This window comes from Nocardia sp. NPDC050175 (assembly GCF_044459885.1).
Lineage (GTDB): Bacteria > Actinomycetota > Actinomycetes > Mycobacteriales > Mycobacteriaceae > Nocardia.
Genome location: NZ_JBITJI010000010.1, coordinates 261,649 through 287,609, shown reverse-complemented (window position 1 = coordinate 287,609; position 25,961 = coordinate 261,649). Strand labels below are relative to the sequence as shown.

The 25,961-nt window shown below is 65.5% G+C and carries 28 protein-coding genes and 1 pseudogene; 11 read left to right on the top strand and 18 right to left on the bottom strand.

Annotation, left to right across the window (positions count from 1 at the left end; translation table 11 throughout):
- The 3 genes from ACIBK2_RS31525 to ACIBK2_RS31515 all read right to left on the bottom strand — a co-directional run.
- On the bottom strand, positions 1 to 3,094 hold a 3,094-nt coding region (locus ACIBK2_RS31525; protein WP_396972440.1), incomplete at its 3' end, for a hypothetical protein.
- A gap of 44 nt (positions 3,095 to 3,138) precedes the next feature.
- Complete coding sequence (locus ACIBK2_RS31520) at positions 3,139 to 3,447, bottom strand: hypothetical protein (protein WP_396972439.1); 309 nt, start codon at positions 3,445 to 3,447, stop codon at positions 3,139 to 3,141.
- Positions 3,448 to 3,846: 399 nt separating this feature from the next.
- A complete protein-coding gene (locus ACIBK2_RS31515) occupies positions 3,847 to 5,634 on the bottom strand; it encodes an AAA family ATPase (RefSeq protein WP_396972438.1) in 1,788 nt (595 codons plus the stop codon).
- Positions 5,635 to 5,852: 218 nt separating this feature from the next.
- Here ACIBK2_RS31515 and ACIBK2_RS31510 point away from each other — a divergent pair, with 218 nt between their 5' ends.
- Positions 5,853 to 6,506: a TetR/AcrR family transcriptional regulator gene (locus ACIBK2_RS31510; protein ID WP_396972436.1), complete on the top strand. Its 654-nt coding sequence runs from the start codon at positions 5,853 to 5,855 to the stop codon at positions 6,504 to 6,506.
- An 86-nt stretch (positions 6,507 to 6,592) separates the two neighbouring features.
- Here ACIBK2_RS31510 and ACIBK2_RS31505 read toward each other — a convergent pair whose 3' ends face one another.
- The 5 genes from ACIBK2_RS31505 to ACIBK2_RS31485 form a co-directional block, all read right to left on the bottom strand.
- Complete coding sequence (locus ACIBK2_RS31505; protein WP_396972434.1) at positions 6,593 to 7,507, bottom strand: alpha/beta hydrolase family esterase; 915 nt, start codon at positions 7,505 to 7,507, stop codon at positions 6,593 to 6,595.
- Between the two features lie 90 nt (positions 7,508 to 7,597).
- Positions 7,598 to 8,224 carry a cytochrome P450 gene (locus ACIBK2_RS31500; protein ID WP_396972432.1) on the bottom strand — a complete coding sequence of 209 codons (627 nt, stop codon included), beginning with the start codon at positions 8,222 to 8,224 and terminating at the stop codon, positions 7,598 to 7,600.
- Positions 8,181 to 8,645 carry a hypothetical protein gene (locus ACIBK2_RS31495; protein ID WP_396972430.1) on the bottom strand — a complete coding sequence of 155 codons (465 nt, stop codon included), beginning with the start codon at positions 8,643 to 8,645 and terminating at the stop codon, positions 8,181 to 8,183. Before ACIBK2_RS31495 ends, ACIBK2_RS31500 begins: the two co-directional genes overlap by 44 nt.
- Positions 8,646 to 8,666: 21 nt before the next feature.
- Positions 8,667 to 8,825 (bottom strand): hypothetical protein, encoded by a 159-nt coding sequence (locus ACIBK2_RS31490; protein WP_396972428.1) that lies wholly within the window; start codon positions 8,823 to 8,825, stop codon positions 8,667 to 8,669.
- A 128-nt stretch (positions 8,826 to 8,953) separates the two neighbouring features.
- Positions 8,954 to 9,493: a helix-turn-helix domain-containing protein gene (locus tag ACIBK2_RS31485; RefSeq protein ID WP_396972426.1), complete on the bottom strand. Its 540-nt coding sequence runs from the start codon at positions 9,491 to 9,493 to the stop codon at positions 8,954 to 8,956.
- Positions 9,494 to 9,548: 55 nt separating this feature from the next.
- Here ACIBK2_RS31485 and ACIBK2_RS31480 point away from each other — a divergent pair, with 55 nt between their 5' ends.
- Entirely contained in the window at positions 9,549 to 10,838 is a 1,290-nt protein-coding gene (locus tag ACIBK2_RS31480) for an alpha/beta hydrolase family protein (RefSeq protein WP_396972424.1), read from the top strand.
- A 177-nt stretch (positions 10,839 to 11,015) separates the two neighbouring features.
- Complete coding sequence (locus ACIBK2_RS31475; RefSeq protein WP_396972422.1) at positions 11,016 to 11,573, top strand: hypothetical protein; 558 nt, start codon at positions 11,016 to 11,018, stop codon at positions 11,571 to 11,573.
- A 4-nt stretch (positions 11,574 to 11,577) separates the two neighbouring features.
- Here ACIBK2_RS31475 and ACIBK2_RS31470 read toward each other — a convergent pair whose 3' ends face one another.
- Together ACIBK2_RS31470 and ACIBK2_RS31465 are read right to left on the bottom strand one after the other, a co-directional pair.
- Entirely contained in the window at positions 11,578 to 12,240 is a 663-nt protein-coding gene (locus ACIBK2_RS31470) for a Crp/Fnr family transcriptional regulator (RefSeq protein ID WP_396972421.1), read from the bottom strand.
- Positions 12,237 to 14,222, bottom strand: a complete 1,986-nt coding sequence (locus ACIBK2_RS31465) for an adenylate/guanylate cyclase domain-containing protein (RefSeq protein ID WP_396972419.1) — start codon at positions 14,220 to 14,222, stop codon at positions 12,237 to 12,239. The genes ACIBK2_RS31470 and ACIBK2_RS31465 overlap by 4 nt, the downstream gene beginning before the upstream one ends.
- 173 nt (positions 14,223 to 14,395) lie before the next feature.
- Between ACIBK2_RS31465 and ACIBK2_RS31460 the strand changes: the two genes are divergently transcribed.
- Complete coding sequence (locus ACIBK2_RS31460) at positions 14,396 to 15,862, top strand: hypothetical protein (RefSeq protein ID WP_396972417.1); 1,467 nt, start codon at positions 14,396 to 14,398, stop codon at positions 15,860 to 15,862.
- Between the two features lie 27 nt (positions 15,863 to 15,889).
- On the opposite strand, the gene ACIBK2_RS31455 is transcribed toward ACIBK2_RS31460, so the two are convergent.
- Together ACIBK2_RS31455 and ACIBK2_RS31450 are read right to left on the bottom strand one after the other, a co-directional pair.
- Positions 15,890 to 16,789, bottom strand: a complete 900-nt coding sequence (locus ACIBK2_RS31455; RefSeq protein ID WP_396972415.1) for a YihY/virulence factor BrkB family protein — start codon at positions 16,787 to 16,789, stop codon at positions 15,890 to 15,892.
- A gap of 288 nt (positions 16,790 to 17,077) precedes the next feature.
- On the bottom strand, positions 17,078 to 17,524 hold the full coding sequence (locus ACIBK2_RS31450; protein WP_396972413.1) for a MarR family winged helix-turn-helix transcriptional regulator: 447 nt from the start codon (positions 17,522 to 17,524) through the stop codon (positions 17,078 to 17,080).
- A gap of 82 nt (positions 17,525 to 17,606) precedes the next feature.
- Between ACIBK2_RS31450 and ACIBK2_RS31445 the strand changes: the two genes are divergently transcribed.
- Complete coding sequence (locus ACIBK2_RS31445; protein ID WP_396972411.1) at positions 17,607 to 17,981, top strand: cupin domain-containing protein; 375 nt, start codon at positions 17,607 to 17,609, stop codon at positions 17,979 to 17,981.
- A 41-nt stretch (positions 17,982 to 18,022) separates the two neighbouring features.
- Positions 18,023 to 18,397 (top strand): cupin domain-containing protein, encoded by a 375-nt coding sequence (locus tag ACIBK2_RS31440; RefSeq protein WP_396972410.1) that lies wholly within the window; start codon positions 18,023 to 18,025, stop codon positions 18,395 to 18,397.
- Positions 18,398 to 18,544: 147 nt separating this feature from the next.
- Here ACIBK2_RS31440 and ACIBK2_RS31435 read toward each other — a convergent pair.
- Positions 18,545 to 18,976: pseudogene (locus tag ACIBK2_RS31435) on the bottom strand (FAD-dependent oxidoreductase); the annotation flags it as partial.
- Between the two features lie 312 nt (positions 18,977 to 19,288).
- Here ACIBK2_RS31435 and ACIBK2_RS31430 point away from each other — a divergent pair.
- On the top strand, positions 19,289 to 19,699 hold the full coding sequence (locus ACIBK2_RS31430; protein WP_396972408.1) for a hypothetical protein: 411 nt from the start codon (positions 19,289 to 19,291) through the stop codon (positions 19,697 to 19,699).
- Positions 19,700 to 19,944: 245 nt separating this feature from the next.
- Here ACIBK2_RS31430 and ACIBK2_RS31425 read toward each other — a convergent pair whose 3' ends face one another.
- Positions 19,945 to 20,229 (bottom strand): hypothetical protein, encoded by a 285-nt coding sequence (locus ACIBK2_RS31425; protein ID WP_396972522.1) that lies wholly within the window; start codon positions 20,227 to 20,229, stop codon positions 19,945 to 19,947.
- On the opposite strand from ACIBK2_RS31425, the gene ACIBK2_RS31420 reads away from it, so the two are divergent.
- Positions 20,158 to 20,517: an ester cyclase gene (locus ACIBK2_RS31420; RefSeq protein WP_396972518.1), complete on the top strand. Its 360-nt coding sequence runs from the start codon at positions 20,158 to 20,160 to the stop codon at positions 20,515 to 20,517. The genes ACIBK2_RS31425 and ACIBK2_RS31420 overlap by 72 nt on opposite strands.
- 72 nt (positions 20,518 to 20,589) lie before the next feature.
- Here the strand turns inward: ACIBK2_RS31420 and ACIBK2_RS31415 are convergent, their stop codons facing one another.
- Positions 20,590 to 21,129: a dihydrofolate reductase family protein gene (locus tag ACIBK2_RS31415; protein WP_396972406.1), complete on the bottom strand. Its 540-nt coding sequence runs from the start codon at positions 21,127 to 21,129 to the stop codon at positions 20,590 to 20,592.
- A 210-nt stretch (positions 21,130 to 21,339) separates the two neighbouring features.
- Here ACIBK2_RS31415 and ACIBK2_RS31410 point away from each other — a divergent pair, with 210 nt between their 5' ends.
- Entirely contained in the window at positions 21,340 to 22,020 is a 681-nt protein-coding gene (locus ACIBK2_RS31410; protein ID WP_396972404.1) for a TetR/AcrR family transcriptional regulator, read from the top strand.
- A 428-nt stretch (positions 22,021 to 22,448) separates the two neighbouring features.
- Here the strand turns inward: ACIBK2_RS31410 and ACIBK2_RS31405 are convergent, their stop codons facing one another.
- From ACIBK2_RS31405 to ACIBK2_RS31395, 3 genes are read right to left on the bottom strand one after another with little or no spacing between them, the layout of a single operon-like run.
- Positions 22,449 to 23,102 carry an NAD(P)-dependent oxidoreductase gene (locus ACIBK2_RS31405; protein WP_396972401.1) on the bottom strand — a complete coding sequence of 218 codons (654 nt, stop codon included), beginning with the start codon at positions 23,100 to 23,102 and terminating at the stop codon, positions 22,449 to 22,451.
- A 59-nt stretch (positions 23,103 to 23,161) separates the two neighbouring features.
- Positions 23,162 to 23,572, bottom strand: coding sequence for a nuclear transport factor 2 family protein (locus tag ACIBK2_RS31400; protein ID WP_396972399.1), 411 nt, complete (start codon positions 23,570 to 23,572; stop codon positions 23,162 to 23,164).
- The gene (locus tag ACIBK2_RS31395; RefSeq protein ID WP_396972397.1) at positions 23,569 to 24,051 is read right to left on the bottom strand and encodes a nuclear transport factor 2 family protein; all 483 of its coding nucleotides are present in this window, start codon (positions 24,049 to 24,051) and stop codon (positions 23,569 to 23,571) included. Before ACIBK2_RS31395 ends, ACIBK2_RS31400 begins: the two co-directional genes overlap by 4 nt.
- 85 nt (positions 24,052 to 24,136) lie before the next feature.
- On the opposite strand from ACIBK2_RS31395, the gene ACIBK2_RS31390 reads away from it, so the two are divergent.
- Complete coding sequence (locus ACIBK2_RS31390) at positions 24,137 to 25,006, top strand: helix-turn-helix domain-containing protein (protein ID WP_396972395.1); 870 nt, start codon at positions 24,137 to 24,139, stop codon at positions 25,004 to 25,006.
- A 436-nt stretch (positions 25,007 to 25,442) separates the two neighbouring features.
- Positions 25,443 to 25,727 carry a hypothetical protein gene (locus tag ACIBK2_RS31385; protein WP_396972393.1) on the top strand — a complete coding sequence of 95 codons (285 nt, stop codon included), beginning with the start codon at positions 25,443 to 25,445 and terminating at the stop codon, positions 25,725 to 25,727.
- Positions 25,728 to 25,961 lie beyond the last annotated feature (234 nt).

Genomic DNA, 25,961 nt, shown 5'->3' with positions numbered 1-25,961 from the left:
TTGGTGCGCCGACGACCAGTGCCCCGAGCACGAGTGCGCCCAGTCCCAACAGGATTGGTCCGCCGATCACGACTGCTCCGATCGCGAGTGCGCCGAGCGCCAGCAGGCCGAGGGCGATTGGTCCGCCGATGACTACTGCTCCGATGGCGAGTGCGCCGAGCGCCAGCAGGCCCAAGATAATTGGTGCGCCGACGACCAGTGCCCCGAGCACGAGTGCGCCCAGTCCCAACAGGATTGGTCCGCCGATCACGACTGCTCCGATCGCGAGTGCGCCGAGTGCGAGTGCACCTAGTCCCACCAGGATTGGTCCGCCGATGACGACTGCGCCGACGGCGAGTGCCCCGAGTGCCAGTAGGCCCAGCACGATTGGTCCGCCGATGACAACTGCGCCGAGCGCCAGTGCCCCAAGTGCAAGCAGACCCAGCACGATTGGTCCGCCGATCACGACCGCGCCAACAGCGAGTGCGCCAAGTGCCAGCAGCCCCAGGGCAATTGGTACGCCGACGACCAGGGCGCCGAGCGCGAGCGCACCCAGTCCCAACAGGATCGGTCCGCCGACCAGCACCAACACGGGTATTACCGCCATCAGGACCGGTGCGAGGAGCATTGCCCCGGCGATCGCCAGCAGGATGACGATGCCGAGCGACAGAATGCCGCCCGCGATCACGGCGACGAGTTCGCCGAGCGTCGGGATGCCGATCAGCAGGATGGCGAGTGCCACGAGGCCGACCCCGACCACGGCGATACTCGCCGCACCGATCACCAGGGCCGCGAAGCCGAGGATCGCACCGAATATCGGTGTCATCACCAGTCCGGCGACCACCGGTGCCAGCGGACCGAAGATCAGGAACGGCAGGCTGAGCACCGCCGCGACGAGCACGGTGGCGACGGCGAGGATGCCGGTGCCGATGGCGAGCACCGGAATCGAGACCACGGCGACGATCACGATGGCGAGCGCGGTGATGGCCCATGCCCCCAGGACCGCGCCGAAGGAAATGGCAATGGCCAGGGCGGCGACCCCGAATATCAACGCCGCCAGCGGGATGGTGAGCAGCCCGAGCGGCGGGAAGACCAGCATCGGGGCGAAGGCGAGCACGGCCGCGCCGAGTGCCGCCGCGATGGTCAGTCCGACGCCGGTGATGGCGAGCGCGCCCCCGATCCCGGCGAGGAACAGCAGACCGGCGATCGCGGACCCGACGACGTTGAAGAACATGGTCGCCAGGAAGGCGCCGAAGATCAACGGTGACAACAGCACGAATAGCGGCGGGTTGAGCAGGATGAGCCCGATGGTGTCGATCCCGAGCACGCCGAAGGCGAGGAACGGGATGGCCACGCTGGCCGCCGCGATGGCCGTCGCCGTCAGGCCGGAGCAGGCCATAGTCAACAGGACGACGCCCGCGGTACCCACGAAGGTGGCGGCGACGACCGCGAGCGCCACCGCCGCGACCGCGAGACCGCCGCCGATGGCCACGATCAGGCCGAGCGGAATGGTGATCAGCGCCAACGGTGGGAACAGCAGCGTGACCACGAACAGCGCCGCGAGGACAGCGAAGAGCACCAGGGCCCCGCCGACGATGATGATGCCCGCACCGGACACCGCGAGCAGCCCGCCGATCAGTGGTCCGGCGAACAGCATCGCCACACCGAAGAACATCGGCAGCGCCGTGAACAGGGCGAAGGACAGCGGAGCCAGCAGCGGTCCGAGGAAGGGCACCAGCAAGATCAGCGCAGCGGTGATCGCGAGACCGGCCAGCGGCACGACGTGCTGCACCAACTCGACGGCCGCATAGACCGCGGCGATGAACGCCGCGCCGATGAACCAGGCGAAGATCGCCGCGGCCAGCACGAGCACCCCACCGGCCAAACCGAGCACCGTCGCGCCGATGACGAACGGCGCGGCCAGGATGATCAGGGGCAGCGTGATCGGCAGCGTCACGACGGTCAGCACGATGCCGATGACCAGTAACACCGGCAGCGCGATCAGCGCGGCGACGATGAGCACGGGGATCGCGAGCAGGATCAGGACGGCGATGATCGGCAGCGCGATGATGGCCAGCGGCAGCAACGCGAGAGCCGGGATCATGAACAGCCCGGTGTGGTTGAGCGCGAGGCCGACCACGTTCCGCAGATCCTTACGCACCGTCGACAGCAGATCGTTGGCTGTTGGTCCGGTCAGCAGGGACAGGAACTCGCGAACCGGATCCGGCGCACGCAGCACCGTCCCGAGCGCCTCGATCAGCGGCACACCGAGGTCGATCAGATCGGGCGATATCGATCGGACGAATTCGCTGACCGGAGCAGGCAATCCGTTCGCGTTGTCGGCGAACGAGGTCAGCAGATCCCGCAGGCCCGCACTCGGATTCGGTCCGCTGATCGGGAATCCGAAGGCCTCGGCGGCCTGGACGATCAGGTCGTCGATGGGGTCGCCGCCCGGTTTGCGCAGGCCCGCACCGGCCATTTCGGTTGCGCTCGTGACGAATCCGAGCAGATCGTTGATCGGCTGGCGCAGTGGTCCGTCCGGGAAGGCGGTGTCGGCAAAGTGCGCGATCTGGCCGAGATCGAGCCCCGATCCCGTGATCTGGGCGACGGTGGCGGCGATATCGGACACCGGTTGCGATACCGGCCCGAGTAGATCGGTGATGGCCGGTGCGACCGACGTCGACATGGGCGCACCCGTCGATGTAGGCGCGCTCGCCGGCGTGCTGTCACGCATCGGTGCGCTCGGCGTCGCCGCGGGCGCCGGACTGCCCGCACCAGCGGCCCACGGGGCGGTCGCGGTGCCGATCACCGACAACCCCGAGTCGATCATCGAACGCGTGCCGGGGTCGAGATGCTCGTAGGCCGTCGTGCCGAGGTTCGACAGGATGTCGCCGATCTGGCCAGCGCCGATCGGGCTGGGTGACGGCGGTGCGTCGGCGCCGATCGGGCTAGGTGACGGCGGTGCGTCGGCCGAGGCGTGCGCGCCGGACACCATAACCGTGGCCAGCCCCGCGAAGGCCGCGGCGGCGGTCAGTCCGCGCTGGTTCCGGTTCGTTACCAGGCGGTGCTTTGCTTGAGCCTTGGTCGTCTTGATCTGACGTGTCTTCGTCCGCATTGTCGAACACCTTTCAATCGATCCCGGCGAACCGGGTGCTGGTTTTACTGCGGTCCGGTTTCGCCCGGTCCGCAGTAGGCGCGAGATGTCCCGCCGTTGGCCCCGAGGGTGATGCCGACATGGCTGTGCAGAATGCCCACCACATCCCGGCATCGGAGGAAGGCATGGAGGTCTTGCCCCGCTCCTGGCTGACAGGAGAGCGTCAGCACATTCGGTACCGAGTAGTCGGCGGCGCAACCGGGTGGCGGCGGATGTGCCGCCGCCATTCCGGCAAAGGGAATCGCGCCCAAGATGCCGACCGTGACCGAAGTCAAGGCCAAGCGTTTTGGTGACAGTTTTCGATTGTTCTTCACCGTAAAGATGGTTGTGTACGTGGTTCGGGCCAGTCAAATGTCTAATTCGGACAAAACGGCATATGGCCAGGTGGGGGCGGTAGTCGAGTAATCGCCAGCATATTATCGTTATCTTATGGTTAGGTGGCGATGGTTGAATTATTCGTTTACATACGCTCCGAGTCGCCTATTCGACCGTTCGTGCGTCGGCCGGTATGGATGCGTTATTCGATAACGTCGATGAGTGACTGTTAAATGTCACAATGGTTCGCGTCGGTATTTGGGTACGTTAATAGTGGACAATTGTCCGGAGGATTTTGGTCGATATATTCGATCGATGGTAAGTCTAAGGCAGTGACCGATATTCCGGTGCCGAATTACCACCCGCGCGCTAAGCCGCGAACGCGCCGATGCGGTCGGTCAGGAAGTCTGTGTCCAGACCGCGATAGTTCTCACGCGCGGAAATGGGCCGGCGGGATCCGCTCGATCAACCGTGAAGGTCGGCGGTGCCGATATACCGGGATCTACCGCCTGTCGTCGCTCGACCGCGCCGGCCTGCGGATTGCAGTACTCGTCGCCGTCGGCGTGCCGCGCGGTGAGCGCGAGCAGCAGTGCGACCACCGCGAGCGCGACCAGACCGGTGGCGCCGACCAGCAGCAGCCGCCACGCATGTCTCCGGCGTGCCACCGCGCGTGCCGACTCGGCGATGAATTCACGCGCGACGCAGTTCAGTGAGTTCGTCTTCGCGTCGAGTTCGGTCGCGGTGTCCAGGCGACCTTTGCCGTAGAGCAGCCGCACGGGGTGGCCACCGGCCGACCAAGCGCGCGCGTCCTCCTCGACGCGTTGGCGGGCCGGGGCAAACTTCGCTTCCTCGGCAAGCCAGCCCGTCATCCGCGGCCACCCCGTGAGCAGCGCATCGTGCAGCAGTTCGACCTCGCCGGCGTGGTGGATCAGCAGGCGCGCGGCGGCGAACCTGTCGATGATCGCCGCGGTGCGTCGCGGGTTGGCGGACTCGCTGACCAGGACGTCGTAGCGGACCCGATTACGGATGGTGGTGTGCGGTCCGGCCAGGGTGAGCGCGATGAGAAGTCTTCTCGCGGCTTCCCGTTCGTCGGTGTCGAGCTCGGACCACACCCGTTCGGCGGTCGCGGCGATGGTGCCCGAGACTCGGCCCGCAGCCTCGTACAGGTCCAGTGTCAGGGTTTTGCTCTTGCGCTTCGACCAGATCTCCCGCAGTACGTGCGACAGCAGGGGCAGCAGCGCGGCCCGGGCGTTCGGGGACGCGGCGGCGTGGACATCGGCCAGCAGGACATCGACGAGGTGCGGGTCTACCCGCAAGCCGAGCGCAGCGGCCGGGGCGGTGATCGCTTCGCGCAGTTCGTCTTCGGTCATCGCGCCGAGCACCATGGATCGCTCGGGCAGTGCGTCCGCGAGCGGTTCGTAGTCCAGGATGTCGGGGACACGGTTGACATCGAGGACCAGTACAACCACATTCGCGGCCGCCAACCCGCGCACCGCGTCGAGGACGAGATTGCGTACTTCGTCTGCGCACCGGGTGAACAGTTCCTCGCCCTGGTCGATCAGGATCAGCCGATTGCCGTCGCCGGAATAGGGGACGGTACGCAGCGCGGCGAGGGGATCGGTGCCGAGGCTGATCAGGATCGGTGTGCGGGATCCCGGATGAGCCTGCAGCCCGGCGGCCAGCAACGACGACTTGCCCGTGCCCGGATAGCCGAGCAGCAGCACCAGCGACGTGTCGCTCGTCGCCGCGGACTCGACCAGGTCGGTGAGTTGGCGCAACGCTGCGTCGCGACCGAAGAACAGGTCGGCGTCCTCGGCGCGGTACGGAGCGAGGCCGCGGTACGGCTCACGGTTCGGGTCGCACGCGACGGCGGGCCCGTCCGAGCGAGACACCGCCCAGGTCTCGTGCCAGTTCGCCAGATCGAGCAACGAAGGATCGAGGCCGGCCGGCACGCCGCTACGGCTTCGGGCCGCCGTGATGAGTACCTCCAGCACCGGGCGCACGGCTTCGAAAGTGGCGGGCACCCGGTCCGCGCGGCGCCACTTGCTGATCTGCTGCTCGGTGACGGTCGTCGCCCCGTTGGTCCGGGTATTGACCGCGCGGACAACGGATTTCGTCGGAGGCGCACCCGCCGCACGGAAAAGCACCGTCAGCCGTTCCCCGAAAAGTCCCTTCCTCTGGTTCATTTCGCCTACCCGAGCCCGGCCGATGACGATTGCAGATCGTGTTCGCTACGTGCGTCGAGCATCTTCGAAACTCCTTGTGCTGGCTAGGTGGTCAGGCGCGAGGCCTGATCCGTGCGCGCCCGCCGACCTGGTCGGCCGTGGCGACTGCCTCCGAAGGTGTTGTGAAGTCTCACAAAATATACAGATATGTATTTTATTCAAGTATGTACACTTTTCCGGTGGGTACGCAACGGGATGACGATGAGATGGACGTCACTACCCCTCCTGACCGGCCGTTGTCCCGCAAACGACGGCAAACTCGGGACCGGTTACTGAGCGCCGCGTTGGACGCGTTCGCTGAACGGGGGTTCCACGCGAGCTCGGTAGAAGACATCTGCGAACGGGCAGGCATGACCCGCGGCGGCTTCTACGGCAACTTCGCCTCCAAGGACGAACTGTTCCTAGCGCTGTACGAGCAGCAAACCGCCCACCTCCTCGACGCGATCAGCACCACCCCGCGGACGGACAACACGGTGGTGCAGGAGTACGTACCTGCTTTTCTAGGCACGATCCCGCAGGATCTCCGATGGCATCTGGTCAACTCCGAATTCGCCCTGCACGCACTACGCGACCCCGCAGCAGCAGCCGTCTTAGTAGAGGCGACCACACGCCTACGCGCCCGAATGAGCAGCCGCATCAACGCCGTACTCACCGCAGCGGGCCTACGCCTAACCGTCCCCACCGACACCGTCGTCCGCTGGCTATTCGCCGTCCGCAACGGCGGCCTAACCCAGTCCTACCTAGAACCCGACCTCCTCCACCCCAACGAACTACTAGACCAACTAGCCCAACTACTCCTCGTAGTAGCCACCCGCACAACCGACTCCGATTAGCGGCCAGTCCGCGCCCTGTGGGAAAGTCAGTTCCCACAGCTGCGGGCGATTCAACGCAGCCGCCGGGTCAATTGGCAACGGGCAGTTCAGCAATGGCGGTTGGTTCCGTTGATTCCGAGGAACTGCGCGATCACCTCGGCGGCGACCAGTCCGCCGCCGACCGTCGTATCGGGGAGCAGGCTCCGGCCGATGGGGCCGGGGATTTCGTGCTTTCCGCCGACGACGGTGTAGCCGGTCACGGGCTTGTGTCCGGGTTGGTGGTATTCGGTGCGGCCGACCCATCCGCTACCGGTGGGAATCCACTGGAACGCGGGTGGTGTTTCGATGCCGTTGCGGGCGGCGAACCACCGGAGTGTATCGGGGAATGACAGATGCTGCCCTTTCCCGAAGAGGGCGCGCTGCTGCGTCGGTGAGATCCGGAATCCGACTGTGCCGCCACGCCATAGGGCGAGGGGATCGGCGGTGCCATGAAAGGTGAGCACCGGCACTGGCATCGGTGGTCGCTCGCTGCAGACCCGGTTACTCGCCGCAGGGAGGGTGCTGGAAATCAGGGCAGCCCCCGCGAGCAGATCAGGTGCATCGCACAGCAACCGGATCGCCATCTGCCCGCCGAGAGAGAACCCGACGACGAAGACGCGATGTGGATCCAGCGACCACGTCGTGACGAGGTGTTCGGCCAACCCCCGGAGATATCCGACGTCATTGACGCGCTTGATGCGCCGCGACAGCATCACCGCCTTGCGTGCCGAATTCCATTCGCGCGCAATGTCATCGGGATAAGCGACGACGGCGCCGCCGTCGCGGGCGAAACTATCGAACGATCTCCCGGCGTATCGGCTACGCATCGACTCCCCGGTGTCGCGGAATTCGTGCAGCACGAGAACTAATGGGGCACCGGGGGACACGACGCTGGGGCGCACCAGAGTGTGGGTGCGGTGTTGCTGATGGTCAAGGGATTCACGGGTGACAACGACGTTCGCCTGGCGCCTGCGTATCCACACAACCGTCGATTCTGACCACACCCGCGCGGATATACCAGTACCGACACAGCTCCGAGATCGCAGTCATCGGCATACACCGCGACCGCCTCATCAGCGGAGAGTGACGGGCAACTCTTGGATGCGTCGGAAGAAGATGGCGCGCCGCCATTTCAGCTCGTCCGGGGCGACCGCCAACGCGATGTCGGGGTATCGAGCGAGGAGTTGGGTGACCGCGATGTGGGTGAGGGAAGGGGCGAGGGGAGCACCGATGCAGTAGTGGATGCCGTGACCGAAGGATAGGGAGCGCCGCGGCTTGCGGGTGGAGTCGAAGGTTGCGGGACATGCGTTGGCTTTGCTGTCGTAGCCGGCGGCGAGCAGGGAAATCCAAATCCATTCTCCGGCACGGATTTCCTGACCGGCGAGGGTGATCGGTTCGGCGGCCACGCGCAGCGTTGCCACCGGCTGCGGCGTGTGTACGCGCAGCGTTTCCTCGATGACCGGGGCGAGGGCCTTGGGGTCGGCCTTGACGCGCGCCATTTCGGTGGGGTTGGTCAGGAGGGCGTAGACGGTGTTGAGAATCATGGACGTCACCGCTTCGTGTCCGGCAAGGAGAACGATCGAGGCGGTCGAGGTGGCTTCTTTGAAGCTCAGCTCACCGCGTCGATGCGCGGCGGCGAGTGTGCTGAGTACGTCGTCACGCGGCGCGAACCGTCGCAGGACCAGATAGGGGAGTATCACCCTGGCGAATCCGATTACCCCGCTGCGTAGTTCGGGCAGGCTCGAGGAGGAAATCGCCGAGGGCGTACGAGGATCTGGTGATGATGTCGGCATGCCGGGCCGGAACTCCGGTGATCTCGGCGGCGATCCGGACCGGCAGCGGGATGGCGAACGCGGCGGACAGGTCGACCGGTCCCGTGGCGTCCATCCGGTCCAGCAACTCGTCGGCGAGGCGGGTGACGCGAGGGGCGCGGTCGGCGACAGCGCGCGGGCTGAACGAGTCGGCCACGACGCTGCGCAACCGGTCGTGGTCGGGCGGCTGGGATCCGAGCATGTGCGTGATCAGGTGCGAGTTCGCCCACCGGTTGAACCGGCTGCGACGGCTCAGGCCGCTGGTGTCCGGGACATACGAGCCGTTCATGGTTTCCGGCGTTTTGATCACGCGGGCATCGGTGAACACTGCCTAGGCCAGCTCGTGGCTGGTGATCATCCAGCCGCTGACCCCTTGTGGCGCCGTGAACCGGTGTATCGGCCCGCTTTCGGCGAGCTGATACATGAGTTCCGCAGGCGCCGCGAAGTATTCGTCGTCGAAGGTCAGGTGCTGAACCGGTTCGGCGGTCACCTGCACGGTTCTACCATGGGCAGCGACTCGGTGCCGCTCGAGGCCCGCAGGCATGGTCCTGGCCGTGATCACACTGCTGAACACATTGTGGCTCAACGAGTCTCGTTCGCCGCGGCCGCCGACCGTTCCTACGCTTCCGGCGCCACCTCGACCGGAAACAGGATGGGGCTGAGCAGATACCGCCCGCGCCCGGGCGCTGGTTCATTGGTCATGCGGGGCACGATCACCTGCCGCAACTCCAGGATGAGCTCCTCGAGCTCGGTGTGGTCCAGCCACAGCGCATGCTGCCGGTAGCCAACGAGATCTCCTGCCGGATCGGCGTTTTCGCGGTCGAGATACGCGGTGAACTCCGAGATCAGCACAGCCATCGCCGTGACGAAGATCCGCCGGTGATCGTCGATCGTGGCCGCTACCGCCTCCTCTGCGCTGATCGTCGCCCGGTCCGCACGTAGCCGATAGTGCCGTTCGACCGCGCCACGCACCCGCCGCTCCTGCGCGACTTCCAGGATGCCGGCCGCGGCCAGCGCCTCGACGTGCCGGTACACCATCGCCTTCGAAACCCCGGGCAGTCGGGTGCCCAGTTCGGCGGTGGTCAGTGTGCGGCCACCGCGCAACGTGTGCACGATCCGCAGCCGCGCCGGGTGTGCGATCAGCTCCAAGGCATCCACTTCTCAACTATCTCATATCTTGCTAACGTTCTCATCAAACGAGAAAGGTTGAGCGATGACGAGACACACCGACCCGGAAACCGTGGCGAAGACCGTGCTGGCGATGCTGCGCGAGGGGCGCTTCGACGATCTCGAGGAGCTGTTCGCGCCCGTGCTGGCGGCGGCGGTGTCGGCGGACACCGTCCGGACCGGGTGGGTCGGGGAGATCGCGAAAACGGGCCAGGTACGTGCCCTCGGCGAGGTGGTCATCACCCCGGTCGATGACCAGCTCACCCGAGCGGTGGTGCCGCTGCACTGCGAGAACGGTGAGCTCGAGCTACGTCTCGCGGTCGACGCGGGCGGTCGGCTGCACGGCCTGCGGCTCGCGCCGCCTGCTGAATCTGCCTGGACCCCACCGCGTTACGCCACGCCACGCCGTTTCACCGAACAGGACATCACCCTGGAATGCGGACCGCTCACCGTCCCAGGCACGCTGACCATGCCCCGGGGCGGCCGCGACCGGCCCGGGGTCGTGCTGATCGCCTCCGGCCCCAGCGACCGAGACGTGACGGTGGGGCCGAACAAGCCGTTCAAGGACCTCGCGTGGGGTCTGGCCAGTCGCGGTGTCGCGGTGGTGCGGTTCGACAAGGTGACCCATGTGCACACCAGCATGGAGCACGAACCCGGCTGCACCATGGTCGAGGAGTATCTGCCGAATGTGCTTGCCGCAGTGCGGTTGTTGCAGCAGCAGCCCGGAGTCGACCCCGCCCGGGTCTTCGTGGCGGGCCACAGCGGCGGCGGCAAGGCCGCGGTCCGCGTCGCCGCAGCGGAACCCTCGATCGCGGGTGTGGTGATGCTGGCCGCGGACACGATCCCGCTGCCACGCGCCGCGGCGCGCATATTCAGCTACATCGCAGACATTGACCCGGCAACGGCCCTCGCGCACAGCACCGAAACGATCGCCCGGACCGAAGATCCGGCGCTGACCCTCGAAACCCCCGGAGCGGAGCTGCTGTTCGGCTGGCCCGCCTCCTACTGGCTGGACCTGCGTGAGTTCGACCAGGTCGCCACCGCCGCGTCCCTCGACCGGCCGATCCTGGTGCTGCAAGGCGGTCGTGACTACCAGGTCACCGAGGTCGACGACCTAGCCGGGTGGCGGGCCGGCCTGGCCGGAAAACCGGGCGTGACCATCAAGGTGTTCGCGGCCGACGACCACATGTTCTTCCCTGGCAGCGGCCCCTCCGTCCCCGCGGACTATCAACTGCCGCAGCACGTCGATCCGGAAGTGATTGCCGCCATTGCGGAATGGCTGCCCGGCGCACGCCGCGGCCCGATGTCCCGGCTGCTGGCCCACCTCGGTAGGTGAGCACCATGACGATCCCGGCCCCGGGCAACGCGGCGGCACAACCGATCGTGATCAAGACCGGACCTTGCGTTGTGTCAGCGCGGACACACAGTGGACGTCGGTGAGCGAACAGATTATTCGAGCCCGGAACCGAAGAATTGGCGACACACCACGGAAGCCACTTCGGAGGAAAACCACATGTCGAAACTCGCCAAGATGATCAATACCGCCGCCATCGCGATCGCCGCCGCCGCGGTGCTCGGCCTGTCCGGGGCCCCGGCCGCTATGGCGCAACCGCCGGCACCCGCCCCATCGGCATCGGCGCCCGTACTCGCGAAAACGCAGGGCTGGCTGAACATCTACAGCGGCCAGGCACCGCAGGGCACCAATGCGGTGCAGCTCAAGGTGACCAACGATCCCACTGTCGGCCCGCGGGTGACCGACCGTGACGGTCGCTCGCTCTACCGATTCGACAAGGACACCGCCAACCCGTCGAAGTCGAATTGCAACGGCGACTGCGCCGTCACCTGGCCGCCGCTGCTGGTCAGCCGGGGCCAAGCACTGTACGTCGACGGCATCGACCCTGCGCTGACCGGATTTGTCGAGCGCGCGGACGGCTCGTGCCAGATCACCGTCGGCGGGTGGCCGGTCTACTACTTCTCGAAGGATCAGAAGCCGGGAGATCTGCTCGGTCAGGGCGTTGGTGGCACCTGGTTCGCGGTCGCACCCACCGGTGGCAAGGCGCTGGCCAAGTAGCCGTTCAGCCTGCGGCGGCGCGCACCAGCGCCGCCCGGTCGACCACGGTGATGCGGCCACGGGTCAGCGCGAGGATCTCGCGCTGTTGCAGTTCGCGCAGCACCTTGTTCGTCGTGGCCCTCGTGGTGCCCGCCATGGACGCCAAATCGTCTTGGTTGAGCCGGATCTCGGCAATGGGATGCGCGCCGCCATAGATGCGGGCAAGGTCGACGAGCCGTCGCACCACCCGGGTTTCCACCGGTAGATACAACGCCTCGAGCACCTGCGCGGACAGTCTGCGCACCTGAGCGGCCAACGTAGCGATGATGACCTGGTCGATCTCCGGGTAGGTCTGCCGCAGCGTGGTCAGCTGCGCTCGGCTCAACGTCAATGTCTCGACATTTTCCACCGCTTCGACGGTCGCGGTGCGGCGAGAGTTGCTGTCCGCCACCGCCAATTCGCCGAATGAGTAGCCCGGACCGAGCATGGTCAGGGTGGCGGTGTTCCCGAACGGAGTGGCGACGCGAACGATGAGCCGGCCGGATTTGATCAGATGCAGGCAGTCGCCGGGATCGCCTTCGTGGCAGAGGATTTCCCGGCGTTTGAACCGGCGTGGCGTGCACGAGGCAAGGATTTCGCGTCGCTCCTGATCGGTCAATCCACGCAGTATCTCGAAATCGGTGGTCACCGTAGTCCATCCAACACATAGCAGGTCACCGGTTCACTCCGGCCTTTGACAGTCAACGTGCCACGGCCGCGCACCTGCGCGCGCGGGCCGAGCTGCGCATAGGTCAGCGAGCCGATGACCACGGTGCCGGGTTCGGCCAAACTCTCCAGTCGCGCAGCAAGATTCGTGGTGTCACCGATCGCGGTGTAGTTGCGCATCTGCTGCGCGCCGACGTTACCGACCAGCGCCGGACCGGTATTGACGCCGACCCGGAAGCGCGGCCAGCCGGGATGTTCCCGCACGGTTTCGGCGACCACCCGCTGTAGCTCGAGCCCGGCCCGCGCCGCCCGCAGCGCGTGATCCGGCTGGTGGGTAGGCGCGTTGAACAGGGCCATCACCGCGTCACCGACAAACTGCACCACCGTGCCGCCCTGGTCCAGGATGACCGGCACGATCGCGCCGTAGAACGTATTGAGCATGTGCACAACAGCTTCCGGAGTCGAGGACTCGGCGAAGGGCGTGAACCCGGACAGGTCGGCCATGAGCACGCTGACCTCGGCGCGCCGGCCACCCAGTCCGGCCCTGGACGGGTCCGCGATCAGCGCGGTCGCCACCGCAGGCGACATGTAGGACCGGAACAGCCCGTCGATCTGCTGATAGAGGCGAGCGTTCTCCAGCATGACCGAGGTCCGGTCGGCGAACGAGCGCAGCATCGCCAACTCGGCGTCGCCGAAATACCCGTCCGCACGGCGCACTTCGAGGACTCCGGCCTGGCTGCCCTTGACGACCAGTGGCAAGGCCACCGCTCCTGGATCGGCGGCGCCGCCGTCAGGAAAGCTCAATTCGCCGCCTCGAATCAGGCCCAGCCGGAACCGATCCCGGTCGAAGGCCGCCGACACCAGCTGCAGCACCTCGTCGAGCAGGTCCTCTTCGCGCCGAATCACGTTGGAGCGCTCGCCGATTGCCGCCAGCACGCCGAGCCTGCGGACCTGCTCTCGCTCGCTGCCCAATGCGTGGGCGCCCTGCTGCAGCACCGCGAGCTGGCGCTCGGTCAGCCCGAATCGCTTGGACAGCCGGACCCCGACCGCGCCGAGCGGCTCGGTCGAGACCACGCCGCCCTCGGCGCGCTCACGCAACGCGTCGACCATCTCGTTCAGCGCGTGCGCGTAGTCGCGCTCCAGCCCGGCCACGGTCTGGCGCAGCGTGACACTGTCGAACAGCCCGAGAGTCGAACCCTCCCTGCGGAATTGCAGGTGCGCGCTGGCGGAGATGAGCACAAACGCGGCCAGCATCAGCACATGCCATTCCCACCACGAGGTGTGCCAGCTGCGCCCGAATCCCACCGCGAACAGCGCCTCGGCCAGCAGCACAAAGGCGGTGAGCACGCTGAGCAGCATCACACCGCGCCGACGCAGATACTGCCGGGCATACCGAAGCGCCGCAACGAAATAGCACACCGACCCAAGAAAGGCCACGCCGATCAACGGCCCCCGAGCCTCGGCCGGATCGGGCGCGTGATCCAACGGTGGCAGCTGTGCCATCGAAACCACTGCCCACACCCCGAGCAGCAGCGTCGGCAGCGCGGACAACAACCACGCGAACCGCTGCAATCGGGCGGCCGCGGCCGGACCGAATTCCACCGACGACGCCAGCGCGGCAAGACCACCGAGCCCCAGCCCGACCGGGACCGCATAGACGAAACCGGCGTTTGGCGTCAGCAGAATGACACCCGGCGTCGCCAAGGCGTGCAACGCGAGGAAGCCCGCGCTGAACTGGAACATCAGCGACACCAGAATCAGCCGCGCGTCAGCACGCATCCGAGCGGCCCGAAACAGCATGACGCCCAACGCCATCGCGATGACAGCAGTAGCGAGCACCAGCCAGAAATGCCCCCCTTGGTGCTCGTAGTCATGGTCGAGCGCAGGCCGGGAAACCAGCAACCACAACCCGAACGCCGGCAACGAGACGTGCCCCAGCCACAACAGAATCCTGACCCTCGACACCACCAGAACGTACCGTGTAGCGCGCTGCGCGCGTCAATTATCTTTGACACTAAGATAGTTAGTATCTAAGCTACTTGTGCGGTCGGTCTGCCGTGTTCGATGAGAGGGGAGCATCGGCTATGAGGGCCTTGTCGAGAACACGCTGTGTCGCGGTGGTAGGTGCTGCGATGTTGGTGACGACGTCTGGATGCGCGGAAAACCATCCGCCGCCGACAGCGGACACACATGTCACGACCGATAGCGGACGGATCCTCGCCGCACCGGCCGAGGACGTGATCGGGGTCGCCGATCCCTACTCTCCGACGTTGTTCGACGACGTCGGAGCCGTTGCCCGAGTACGCGATTCGGGTATTCGGGCGATGGGTTACCTCTCCGGCTCTGCCCCCGACCTCTTCGATTTCCGGACCGGCACACTGCGGGTGGACCCCGACAAGGACCGCGACGGCTTGAGCTGGATCTACCCACCCCCGCCCGCTAGTTTCGACAAGTTCGCGTCCTTTGCCCGCGACGCACGAAGCAGCGCGTTGGTGCATGTCGATTACGGGACCGGCACGCCCGACGAAGCGGCGGCGTGGGTGCGCTACGCGAACCGCACGAACAACTACGGCATCCGGAATTGGGAGATCGGCGAGGAAAGCTATCTCAACGGTTCCGGTCCCGCGTGGGCCTGGCCGGACGCGCACAAGAATCCGGACGGCACACCCGAAGGACCTACCTCGTGGGCGCACAACGCCGCACAGTTCGTTACCGCGATGCGGCAGGCGGACCCGGCCATTCGCATCGGCATCCCGGTGGCCCCGCTGTTCCCGGCGACCGCGGGCGGACACGCGGAAATGTGGAATGCGTTCGCCACCGATTGGAACAACCAGGTGCTGGCGGTCCTGGGTCCGCTGATCGATTTCGTCGACCTCCACTGGTATCCCCAGCGCGAAGAGACAGACGATGCGGCGCTGCTGGCCGCGCCCCGCGCGATCGGCGCACTGAGTCAGGCGCTGCGTCAACAGCTCGTGGCGTCTGGTAGCCACGCGGACATCCTTGTCGGCGAGACGAATTCGAGCGCGGTCAGCTTCGGCAAGCAAGCCGTCGGTATCGTCAACGCCCTGTTTCTCGTCGACGACATGCTGACCTGGCTGGAGCAGGGAGCACTCGGCGTCGACTGGTACGCGTGGCAGATCGCCATGGCTGCGGACGAGGACCATCCCCAACTGCACGGCGATGCGAATTTCGGCACCATCGGCCTACTGTCGACCGGTGGCTGTGTCGACACCCGAAGTCAGCGACACATTTGCGAGCCGGCCCGCAACACACCCTTCGCCCCTTACTACACCCTCGAACTCGTCAGCCATCTCATGCAGCCTGGAACCCGCCTGCTCGAGGCTCAATCGGACAATCCGTCGGTGATCACCCACGCGCTGTCCCAGCCCGACGGCACCATCACCGTCGTGCTCATCAATACCGATCCCGCTGCAGCACATCGGGTCCAGGTCCAGCTTCCCGGCAGCCGACTGGATGGCGATATCACTGTCACGTCGTTCGGCGACAAGGACAACGACCTACGAACCGAAAAATCCGAAGCCACCACTGTGCGTGAACTGGCACCGTATTCGGTCACTGCCGTCACCTATCACCCGGCGCGGTGATCAGCCCGACCTGGTTCGACGGCGAGTTCACTTCTCGGGCGGCTGGTCGAAGGTGACCGTGATGTCTTCGAAGTCCTTGTTGCGCTGGGCTTGTGCCTGATCGGTGTACGTGCGCCGGTCTCCGGTGGTGAGGCTGACGTTCTCGGTGAACGGCGCCAATAGGGCACGGGGATAGAGCTTCTCGATCCACACGACGTTGATCTCCGCGCACAGCACGACCGAGAACGAGGCCAGGTAGAGGAAGCCGAGCAGCCCGAGAACCACGGCGAACACGCCGTTGGTGTCCGACGAATGATTCACCACCCGACCGACATAGAGCGAACCGAACCGCTGCAGCAGCTGCCACGCGACGGCGGCGGCGACCGCACCTGGCGCGACCTGCCGCCAGCTCAGAGGTCTGGCCGGGGCCCATTTGAACGCGATCGCGAACAACCCTGCGTTGCACACGACTGATGCTGCGGTAAGCAGCCACGCGAACCCGAATCCGATATGCCACGCGGCACCGATCCGCGATAACACCGTCAATGCGAGGATCAGCGGACCCAGGATGAGCAGTCCTATCAGTCCCCGCACCCGGACGGTGAAGGGGTTAGGCCGCTGATTGACGGGCACCGCCCAGGCGACGTTCATCGCGTTCTGCACCGCCACCGACACACCGAGACCACCGAACGCCGCAATACCGATCCCGACGATCAGCCCGACGGTGCCACCGCTGAGCCGCTCCGGACGGCTGAGTTGGTCCCCGATCACCGGAAACTGGCTCACGGCGGAGTCGAGGATGCGCTGCTGAAGATGTGGATCGGCCTTGAGAATCACGCTGAGCACGGTCGTCAGAATCAGCAGCAGCGGAAACAACGACACAAACGCGTAATAGGTGATCAAGGCCGCAAGGTATCCACCCTGATCGTCGACGAACTTATAAATCACCGCCAGCGGAAACCCCACTCCACGGTGCCGCTGCTGAAACCCATCGACCCTGGCAACCAATCCGACCCTCATCCCTCGCAACGCGCTCTGCCGATGGCCGTGTCACACGCCCGACCCGAGACGCCCGCGACATCAGCATCCTCCCTCATCCGCAACCATCAGACGCCTGAATCGCCCCACACTTCAGCCGCCCCAAGCCCTCGCGCCCCACCATGCGTGAGCAGTCGTCTCCGCCAACCGCCCAGCGCGAGCCGATCGCCCACACGGGTGTGAATGCGATAGCTCGGCTCACAGCGGCCGGAAGGCGCGTGCGGTAGTGGAATCGGTTGCGGCGGCGATGATCTCGCCGAGCACCGCCCGCACGGCGACGATCTGATCCGCGCCCACCCGTGCGGTCAATCTCCGCTCGTAGTCCGCGTGGAAGGTCCGGACGGTGTCGAGCATGTCGCGCCCGCGCTCGGACAGATGCAGCAGTTTGGCACGCTTGTCATTCGGGTCGGCGCGGCGCTCGAGATAACCCTGCCGGACCATCTCATCCACCACCTTGGCCGCACCCTGCGCGGTAATCCCCAGGCGCTCACCCAATTGGCTCGCGGTGAGCGCGTTGTCCGCGAGTGTGCGCAGCACGTACCCGTACGACGCGCCCAGCATCTGATGTCCGTGCCCGGCCAGGTGTGCGTGCAACTCCTGCACGAACCCCTGGTAGGCCTGCCCGAGCAGTACGCCGAAATCCATGCTTGACTCCCTTCACTCCAATATGTTCAACTCAAGTTGTACACCATAGTTGAACACTTTGGTTGAATATCAGGAGCAGAGCATGCCACTCATCAAATCCGCCGACGCACCCACCTTCCAGGCCCCCTTCATGACCGCCGTCGGATTGGCCGCGCCCAGCCGGGGTTCCAGCGAGAACAGCGTGTGGCGATTCACCCTCGAAGCGGGTAATCCCGGTCACGCACACGCGGTGTCGCGTGAGGAGATCTTCATCGCGCTTTCCGGGCGGGCGCAGGTGATCATCGACGGCGAGACCGGCGAGCTGTGCGCCGGGGACGCCCTGATCATCCCCGCGCACACCGTCTTTCACCTGAGCGTCCCGGGCGACGAGCCGTTCGAGGCGGTGGCGGTGCTGCCGGTCGGCGCGTACGCCCAGGCCCCCGGCGGCGATCGCGTCAGCCCGCCCTGGGCTCAGTAGTCCACATACACAACCTCATTCACACCGCACCGGAGAGACCCATGCCGCTCATCACCGCCGACCAGGCCCCGCGATTCGAGAACGACCACGCAGACTTCGTCGGCCTGGCCGCCCCCAGCCGCGGTTCCACCGAGAACTGTGCCTGGCGGCTCAGCATCAAACCCGGCGTCGACGCCCCGCCACACGCCCTGGACCGCGAGGAGATCTTCATCGCGCTCTCGGGATCGATGATCGTCACCATGGGCGACGAAACCCTCACCGTCGCAGCGGGAGACGCCCTCATCGTGCCCGCGTACCAGCAGTTCGCCATGGCCAACCCGAACGCCGAACCGTTCGAGGCGATCGTGGTGCTGCCCGTCGGCGGGCAGGGACTGATCCCCGGTCAGCCGCCGGTCACCGCCCCCTGGGCGCGGTGACACCCGTTTGCCGGCACGGGTTGCCGAGCGCGATCTCACTGAGGCATAGCCGGATTGCTTACCGACGGGCCGCGGCATCGGAGGGCAGTTCGCCGAAGCGGTCACGGTAGTCGGCGGCGAATCGGCCGAGATGAGCGACACCCCACCGGTAGGCCGGTCAGCCGCCTGCTCCACCGCCGTCACGGTCATGCCGTGATGTATCACCGCCCCGCACCGTTCGGCCTCCGCATACAGAATGCGGTGCAGTTCAGCACGGGCGTTCCCGACCATCGCCGGTCGCTGCCCGCCGATCAGCCGCGGCAGCTCCACCCGGTCGGCAGGCATGCCCTCGACGTCGACATGGGTAATCGCGTTCATCCCATAGCCTTCGGACAGACACGCCTCGACCACGCCCAGTTCCTCGAGTGCGCGCAGCGACGGACCGGTCAGACACAAGCCCCATCCCGCGGTCGACCGTTCCGGATCGGCCTCGACGACCTCCACCCGCCAACCCGAGCGTGTCAACGCGGTGGCCGCCGTCAGACCGGCAACACCCGCACCCACGATCACCACCGACCGCGAACCGCCATGACTGTCCATATTCGCCTCCTGCACAACCGATTTCGCAGGAACAGTAGGAGACTTCAAGCACTCGCTTTATCCGGATCGAGCAGCAATCCTCCGCTCCCGGCAACGGTTCCGGACGAACATCGTCGCTGAAACACCCTGAAATCCGCCCGTGTGCCAGGTCACCGTGAGTCGGTCAGTGCCTAATGGGAAGCCATGACTGTGCGTTGAGAAGGGCGAGCGCGCCCAGCGGCATTTGCGGATGTCGTCACACCTGCGCCAGGGACTTCGCAGGTCCGAGCGACCCGGTGACCCATCCAAGCCCTGTCGGCGAAACGAATAGTCATGATGACCAACCGAACTCTCGGACGCATTGCCTGCACTGGAACGACCCTGGTGGTAACAGTTGCGGCAATGTTTATGACAGCCACTCCCGCCTCTGCCGCCCAGACGGCCTCGGTGACCAGCATCGACAAGGTAACCGAAAAAGATGGGAACCTCGTCGTGGATATCACCTACAACTGCGATGCCTCCTCAGAGGTAAAGACGATTGCTGTCCAAGTGTCCGATCCAGGCATCCAGGGCGGTGAAGTCGGGGAGGTCGAAACGATTTGTAATGGATCGAGTGAGCACGCTGCGATTCCGGTCGAGATGAGTCGTTCCGCGGGAACCAAAGTCGACGCGTTTGTCTTGATGCGCAATGCGAAGCACAAGATCGTCGTGCGCAAGAGGTCCAAGGGTGTGACCATTCAGTAGCTCGTGTCGCGTCATGTCACGCCGCACCCGGACGAACACGTCGCCTAGACGACAGACGTAACTCCAGGCTCGGGCAGGCGCCTTCTGCCCGAGCCTGGAGCTGCGGTATTCGGCTACTCATGCGCGTTGAGAAGCGCTGTCAGCCAACCAGTTCGGACAGCCGGCCAACGCGCGCTCCGCGGCTACTTGTCGCTCACTCGTTCCGGCTGAAGCGTCCGACCGGAACGGCTCACCCTATTGCGGAATCACTGACCCGTCACCCGTACTCCGGACACTGTTGTTGCGGTGCGGCCCTGGCTTTTATCCGCGAGTATCAGGCCCGGAGCGACAATCTGGCCTGTGTTGCCGGCCGCGATTGCCGTCAAGGAAATCCTTTCCGTCGAGGTGGGTTGCTTGATCGTCTTCAGCTCGACCCAGAACCCGCCTTCCGTCTTTTCCCCTGATGGGTGGTGCGGCGGATGCAGGAATGCTTCAATACCCGGCAATTCGACCAGGCCGACGAACTGCACACTCCGGACTTTGTCAGCCATGTCCTTGGTGTCACCGGATTCGAGGCAGGCAAGTGTGCGTGGCGCAGCCTCGTGGCCACGTTTCCCGATATTGCCGTCGTCGCAGAAGACGTTCTGGTCGACCGCGACAAGGTAGCTGTGCGCTCGTCTGTCGAAGGAATCCCGGTTTCGGCCGACGGCCCGCAACCGATGATGATCGAGATCTTCCGCATCGACAACGGCTGGATTGTGGAAAGTTGGGCACTCGGTCAGGGGTTGCCCTACAGCGCGGAAAGCCTGACGGGCACCCCCATCGACGCTGATTCGTAGTTCCGGAACCGGTCCGCACTGACCCCCATTGCCAGCCCCGGACCGAAGGTCCGGGGCTGGTTGTGCTGGTTGTTATTTGGCGGGGGTGTAGATCTGGTTGATCACGCCGGTGCTGAACGTTTCGAGCGAGGCCAGCTTCACCTCGATGCTGTCGTCGAGGTTGTCGAACCAGCGTGCGCCTTTGCCGACGATGACGGGGTGGACGAACAATTGCAGCTGGTCGAGCAGGCCGGTGCGCAGCAGTGACTGCACGAGGGTGAGGCTGCCGGTGATGGCGAGGTCGCCGCCCTCGGAGGCTTTGAGCGTTTCGAGTCCAGCCTGCACGTCGCCGGTGATGATCTCGGTGTTGTTCCAGTCGGCTTGCGTCAGGGTGTTGGTGACGACGTATTTTTTCTGGTTGTTCATGAACTCGGCGAACTCGTCATCACTGGTCGGCCAATGCGCGGCGAACTCCTCGTACTGCACGCGACCGAGCAGCATGGCGTCGGAGGTGGCCATCGCCGTTCCGATCGCGGCGCCCATTTCGTCGTTGAAGTAGGGGGAGTGCCAGGTTTGGGGTGCTTCGGCGACGCCGTCGGCGGAAACGAACAGGCTGGAAATGATCTTGCGCATCGGGTTCTCCATCAGAGTGTTCCCGGCGCGAGCCGGGTGGTGCGGAATGTTGTCGGGCAGGGCTGGTTTCAGTGCGATGACTGTGTGATCACGGGCAGTTCGAAGCGATCGAGTGGGTGTACCGTACTGTACAGTACTGGGTGAACTGAACAGTACGGTACACTCTCGGGGGTGTCAACAGATCCCCGAACTCGACAGCCAGGAGGCCTTGTGTCACAGCCGGAGACCGAACCCGACCGGGTCGAAGGCAGTGCCGCCGAGCAGGCGCGTCAGCGGATCATGGAGGCCGCGCTGGAGGTGTTCCTGCGTGACGGCTATATCGGCGCCAAGACCGACGAGATCGCCGCGGTCGCCGGATCCTCGAAACAGACGATCTATAAACGGTTCGGCAGCAAGGACAGACTGTTCGAACACATCGTCCTCGATCGTCTCGAGGGCATCGACAAGATCTTTCGCGACGCCATCGGTGAACTCGCTACCACCGACGAGGTGCAGACCACGCTGCGTGCGGTCGCCCACCGGTTCGTCCACCTGCTCACCAGGACCGCTCAACTGCGTGTCCGGCGACTGGTCATCGCCGAGGCCGGGCGTTTCCCGCAGCTGGGACGCGCCTATTTCGAGGCCGGGCCCGAACGCGTCCACGCCATGCTCGCCTCGTGTTTCGCACAGCTCACCGAACGCGGCCTGCTACAGGTCGACGAGCCGGAACTGGCTGCCAACCACTTCACCTGGCTCGTCGTTTCGATCCCGGTCAACAAGGTCATGTTCTGCGGTGACGACACCGAGTTCAGCGCCACTGAACTCGACCATTACGCCGACACCGGGGTCGAGGTCTTCCTCGCCGCCTACCAGGCCCCGGGATCCGGTAGGCCGCGACAGCGACGCAAGTAGGCCCATGTGCTCGACTCGACTCGGCTCGGTCGCTCGATTATTGCGGCGCCACGCGAGACGACGCCCGGCCATGGCGTACACCCCAGCGATGCGGATCGCGACGTCGGTCGCGCCGAGTTGGCCGGCCGCAAGTGTGATGTTCGCCGGGATGCAAGGACGTCCGGCCCGGCGTGGTCGTAAGCGACCCGTAAGCGGCATGAGCGGACGAACTCGGACGGTAAGCCCAACCTGTGGAAAACCCGGGTTCTCGAGTTCGTGCTCTGATGAGTTCTTGGTGCCCGTCCCGGAACAATCCGCTGCCGGCGGTACATCCGGTCCGGAGATCATCGAAATGTCCCTGCGCCTTTACTTTCGTGGTGCATCGACCGGGGCTTGCCACCCCCTGACTGTGACACGGACCGAGGGGTCTTCGAATCCCGCGCGCGGCGTCAGCGACCTGCAGGCGAGCCGCCCATGGGCCTTCGGGGGCAGCGCGTGAGTGGAACAGCGATCCGGCCGGGGAACCGCGGGTTCTCCGCTTCGTCGAGCATCGCGGCGGCAACGGTGTCCCGGCTCACCATGATTCGGAAGATGCTCCTGGGGGAGGCATCGAGCCCGACGGTGCGCCGGTCCGGGCTGATCGGTTTGTTCGACAGGGGTCCGGCGTGGAAAACCGTCCCGCCGGCTTCGGTGACCACGGCGTCCGACTCGACCTTGTCGGCGACCTCCGCACCGAGTCCCTTGAGGACCAGCCGGTTGAGCGCGCTTGCCACCGAGGCCGAGGGGCCCGTGCCGTAAGCGCCCAGCCAAATGACGCGGGCGCCCGACGCCACCGCCGACCGGGCGCCCGCGGTCAGCACCCCCGGCTTCGTCCCCTTGGGCACACCCAGTCCGGACAGCACCAGTTCACTGCCTTCGAGCGCCGAGGCGATCTCGTCAGTGTGGAACACGTCCGCGACGATCTTGGTCAGCCCCGGGGCGTCCGGAACGGTGATCCGGTCCGGATTGCGGGCGACGGCCCTGACGATATGGCCACGTTCGAGTGCCTGCCGGGTGAGGGAGAGTCCGGTCGGGCCGGACGCGGCCAGAACGGTGAGCTGCATGAAAATCGACTCCTTGGGGTCAATGCGAAGGATGTTCGGTTCGTCTACCGAGCCGGAATTCAGTCGAGGATGTTCAGCTGCGCCGATGTATCCGGGGCATCGACCGGATCGAGATAGAAGCGGACCGCTGCGGCGCGGCCGTCCTCGACCTGGATGATGACTGTGCCGCGGATGGTCTCGACGACCCCCTCGGCCCGCGTGCCGATCATCTCCCACTCCGTCCACACCCGGTCACCGTCCACCACGGAGTCGATGACCCGGGCGTCCAGGCCATTCGAATACCGGGCGAAGATCATCGTGTAGTTCGCGCGAACCTGGTCGGCACCGCGGAAGGAGCGATCAGGGTGCACCGGCACCACACATTCGAAGTCGTCGGTGTAGTTGGCCACCAGCTTTTCGACGTCACGATCGGACATCGCGGCGGCCATGCGAAACGGAACGGCGCGCACGTCGTCGGTCGATGCACTCACTTCACGCCCGCCTTGTCTGCAGACCCCGCGGCGATCGCGTAAAGCTCGGGATTGCCTGCGAAAGGGGCTTTCCGCACGACGCGGATGCGCCTGATTCGCCATTCATTGTCGACCCGCTGCAGGTCGACGTGCCAGAAAGCACGCATCACGAGCCAGTCGACCTCGTCGGCGGGAACATGGTGGTAGGCCACCACGAAACTCCGGTAGGTAGCGTGGTCGCCCTCGAGCTCGACGATGACGTTGGAGGTCGAATGGTGAGTACTCTGAAACCCTTCCAGTACCGCCCGGCATGCGGCCACGAAATCATCGGCACTCAATTCTTGCGACGGCACGCCCAAGTGCTCGGAAACGTCCATCGTGACGGTGTCGGCCACGATCGCACGCAGACCGTCCCAGTCCTCGAGATCCTGTGACCAAGCGAAACGAGCCACGGTCTCGGTGACAGCGACCCGGTCGGCGAGTTGGTTGACATCAATCATGGTGGTCACCCTTCCGGGTTTCGGCCGCCGTAGCGGGGGCCAGTTTGTCCCCTTCTGGCGGCGATGCCGCTGATATTCTTCGGCCATGTCGGACGCGAACACTTTGGGAACGGTGTTGCGGGAGCGACGTGAACGCACCCGACCCGAACAGGTGGGCGTCGCCAGTTATGGCCGCAGGCGCACGGGCGGCCTGCGCCGGGAAGAGCTTGCCGAATTGGCCGGCGTTTCGACGGAGCACCTGAAACGGATGGAGCAGGGGCGCCGACATCCTTCGCCTGGCGTGTTGAACGCCTTGGCTCGGGCACTCCGGGTGAGCAGGTCGGAGTACGAGCACCTGTGCGCGCTGGCCGGTTACGCGCCGGTGGACGGGCGGGTGCCACGGCGGCTCAGTGATGGCGCGCGCCGACTCGTGGACCGGATAGAGAGCACGCCGGTGTGCGTGCTCGACGCCACGTGGACGGTCGTCGGCTGGAACCGGGCGTGGGAAACGCTGGCCTGCGGGGTGCCCTCACTCCACCCGCGCGAGGGCAACATCCCCTGGCGGGTGTTCGTTGGCCAGGGCGGCCGGGTGACGCGGTCGCCGCATGACGACGCGCGCTTCCAGCGCCTGCTGGTGGCCGAGTTGCATGCGGCCTCGACCCGATACCCCGCGGACGAAGACCTGGCGTCTTTGACCGCCGACCTCCAGCGCGCCAGCGCCGTGTTCGCCGAACTCTTGGCCAGCACGCCCACCACCGGGCAGTACGACAGCCGGATGCTGCTGCAGCATGAGGATCTGGGGCAGATCGCACTGGACTGCGACACCGTCCACATTCCCGACGGCGACCTGAGGGCCGTGGTGTTCACGGCAGACCCGGGCTCGGCCGACGCCACTCCACTGACCGAATTCCTGCTGGACGCCCGCAGTGCGCACTCCGGCCGGCAGCAAGCCGATGGCCACCAGCTCGGCACGTGAGGGTCTGGCCGGATACATCTGACACCGCAGTTGTATTCCATTGTGCTGGAGTCTTTTTCGCTGGGAGCCGAGTTGGCGGGCGTAAGTTTGTGTCGTCGGAGCCAGTGACAGGCGGCGCGGGCCCGGCTGAGGGCGCGGGCTTGAATTCCGCAGAACACTGGTCGATGATCCGAGTCCGCAAACGGTCGCAGACTCCGCTGACCGTATCGCGGTGTTCCGCATCGAGGAATGAATCGCTTCGAGCTTCCTGTAATCGGCATGTGCGGGCGTTGGGAAGCGCTGTCAGCCAATCGATTTGGACGGCCGACCAACGCGCGCCCAGCGGCATTACCGGATGGGTGACGGATCAAGGATCGCGATAGGCTGGCTGACGATTGCGCGGGAACCGCCAGTGCATCCCGAGAGGATGATCGTAGTGCGCGACAGGGAGCGCATCGTGGGTGAGCTGCGTGCGCGGGCTCAGCGGGGAGAAACGCCCGCTGAAGTGGGCACCTGGTTGGTGCGAGAGCTTGGGGCCGTCCAGGAGATGCAGCTCGTCGGCTATATGTTTCACGCCTTCGAGATCTCCCTGAAGGCGCTAAAAGATGCGCATGACTGGGTCGGTCTCGGGCATGGCGGCGCGATGACCGATGATGAACTGAACCAGCTGATAGGCCCACTGGTCTCCCGTTCCGGCGACCGCGAGTTGGTCCAGAATCCGGATGGTTCCTGGACTGCGTGACAGACCTCAATCGAGAGCTGGCCGACTCGAATGGTAGGGCCAGGTCGTCCTGCACCGGTTGAAAGACCCAGCCTGACCAATCGGAACAGCCTCCTAAGCGGCAAGAGCGGACGTTCTGCACCGCAGTCGATCTCGCCGCGCAGAACGCCCGCACGGCGGCATTATCGGATGTAGGAATTTGGCGGGCCAACAGCCGTCACGAAGATCCGCAGTTGATCGGACAGGTCAGCCCTG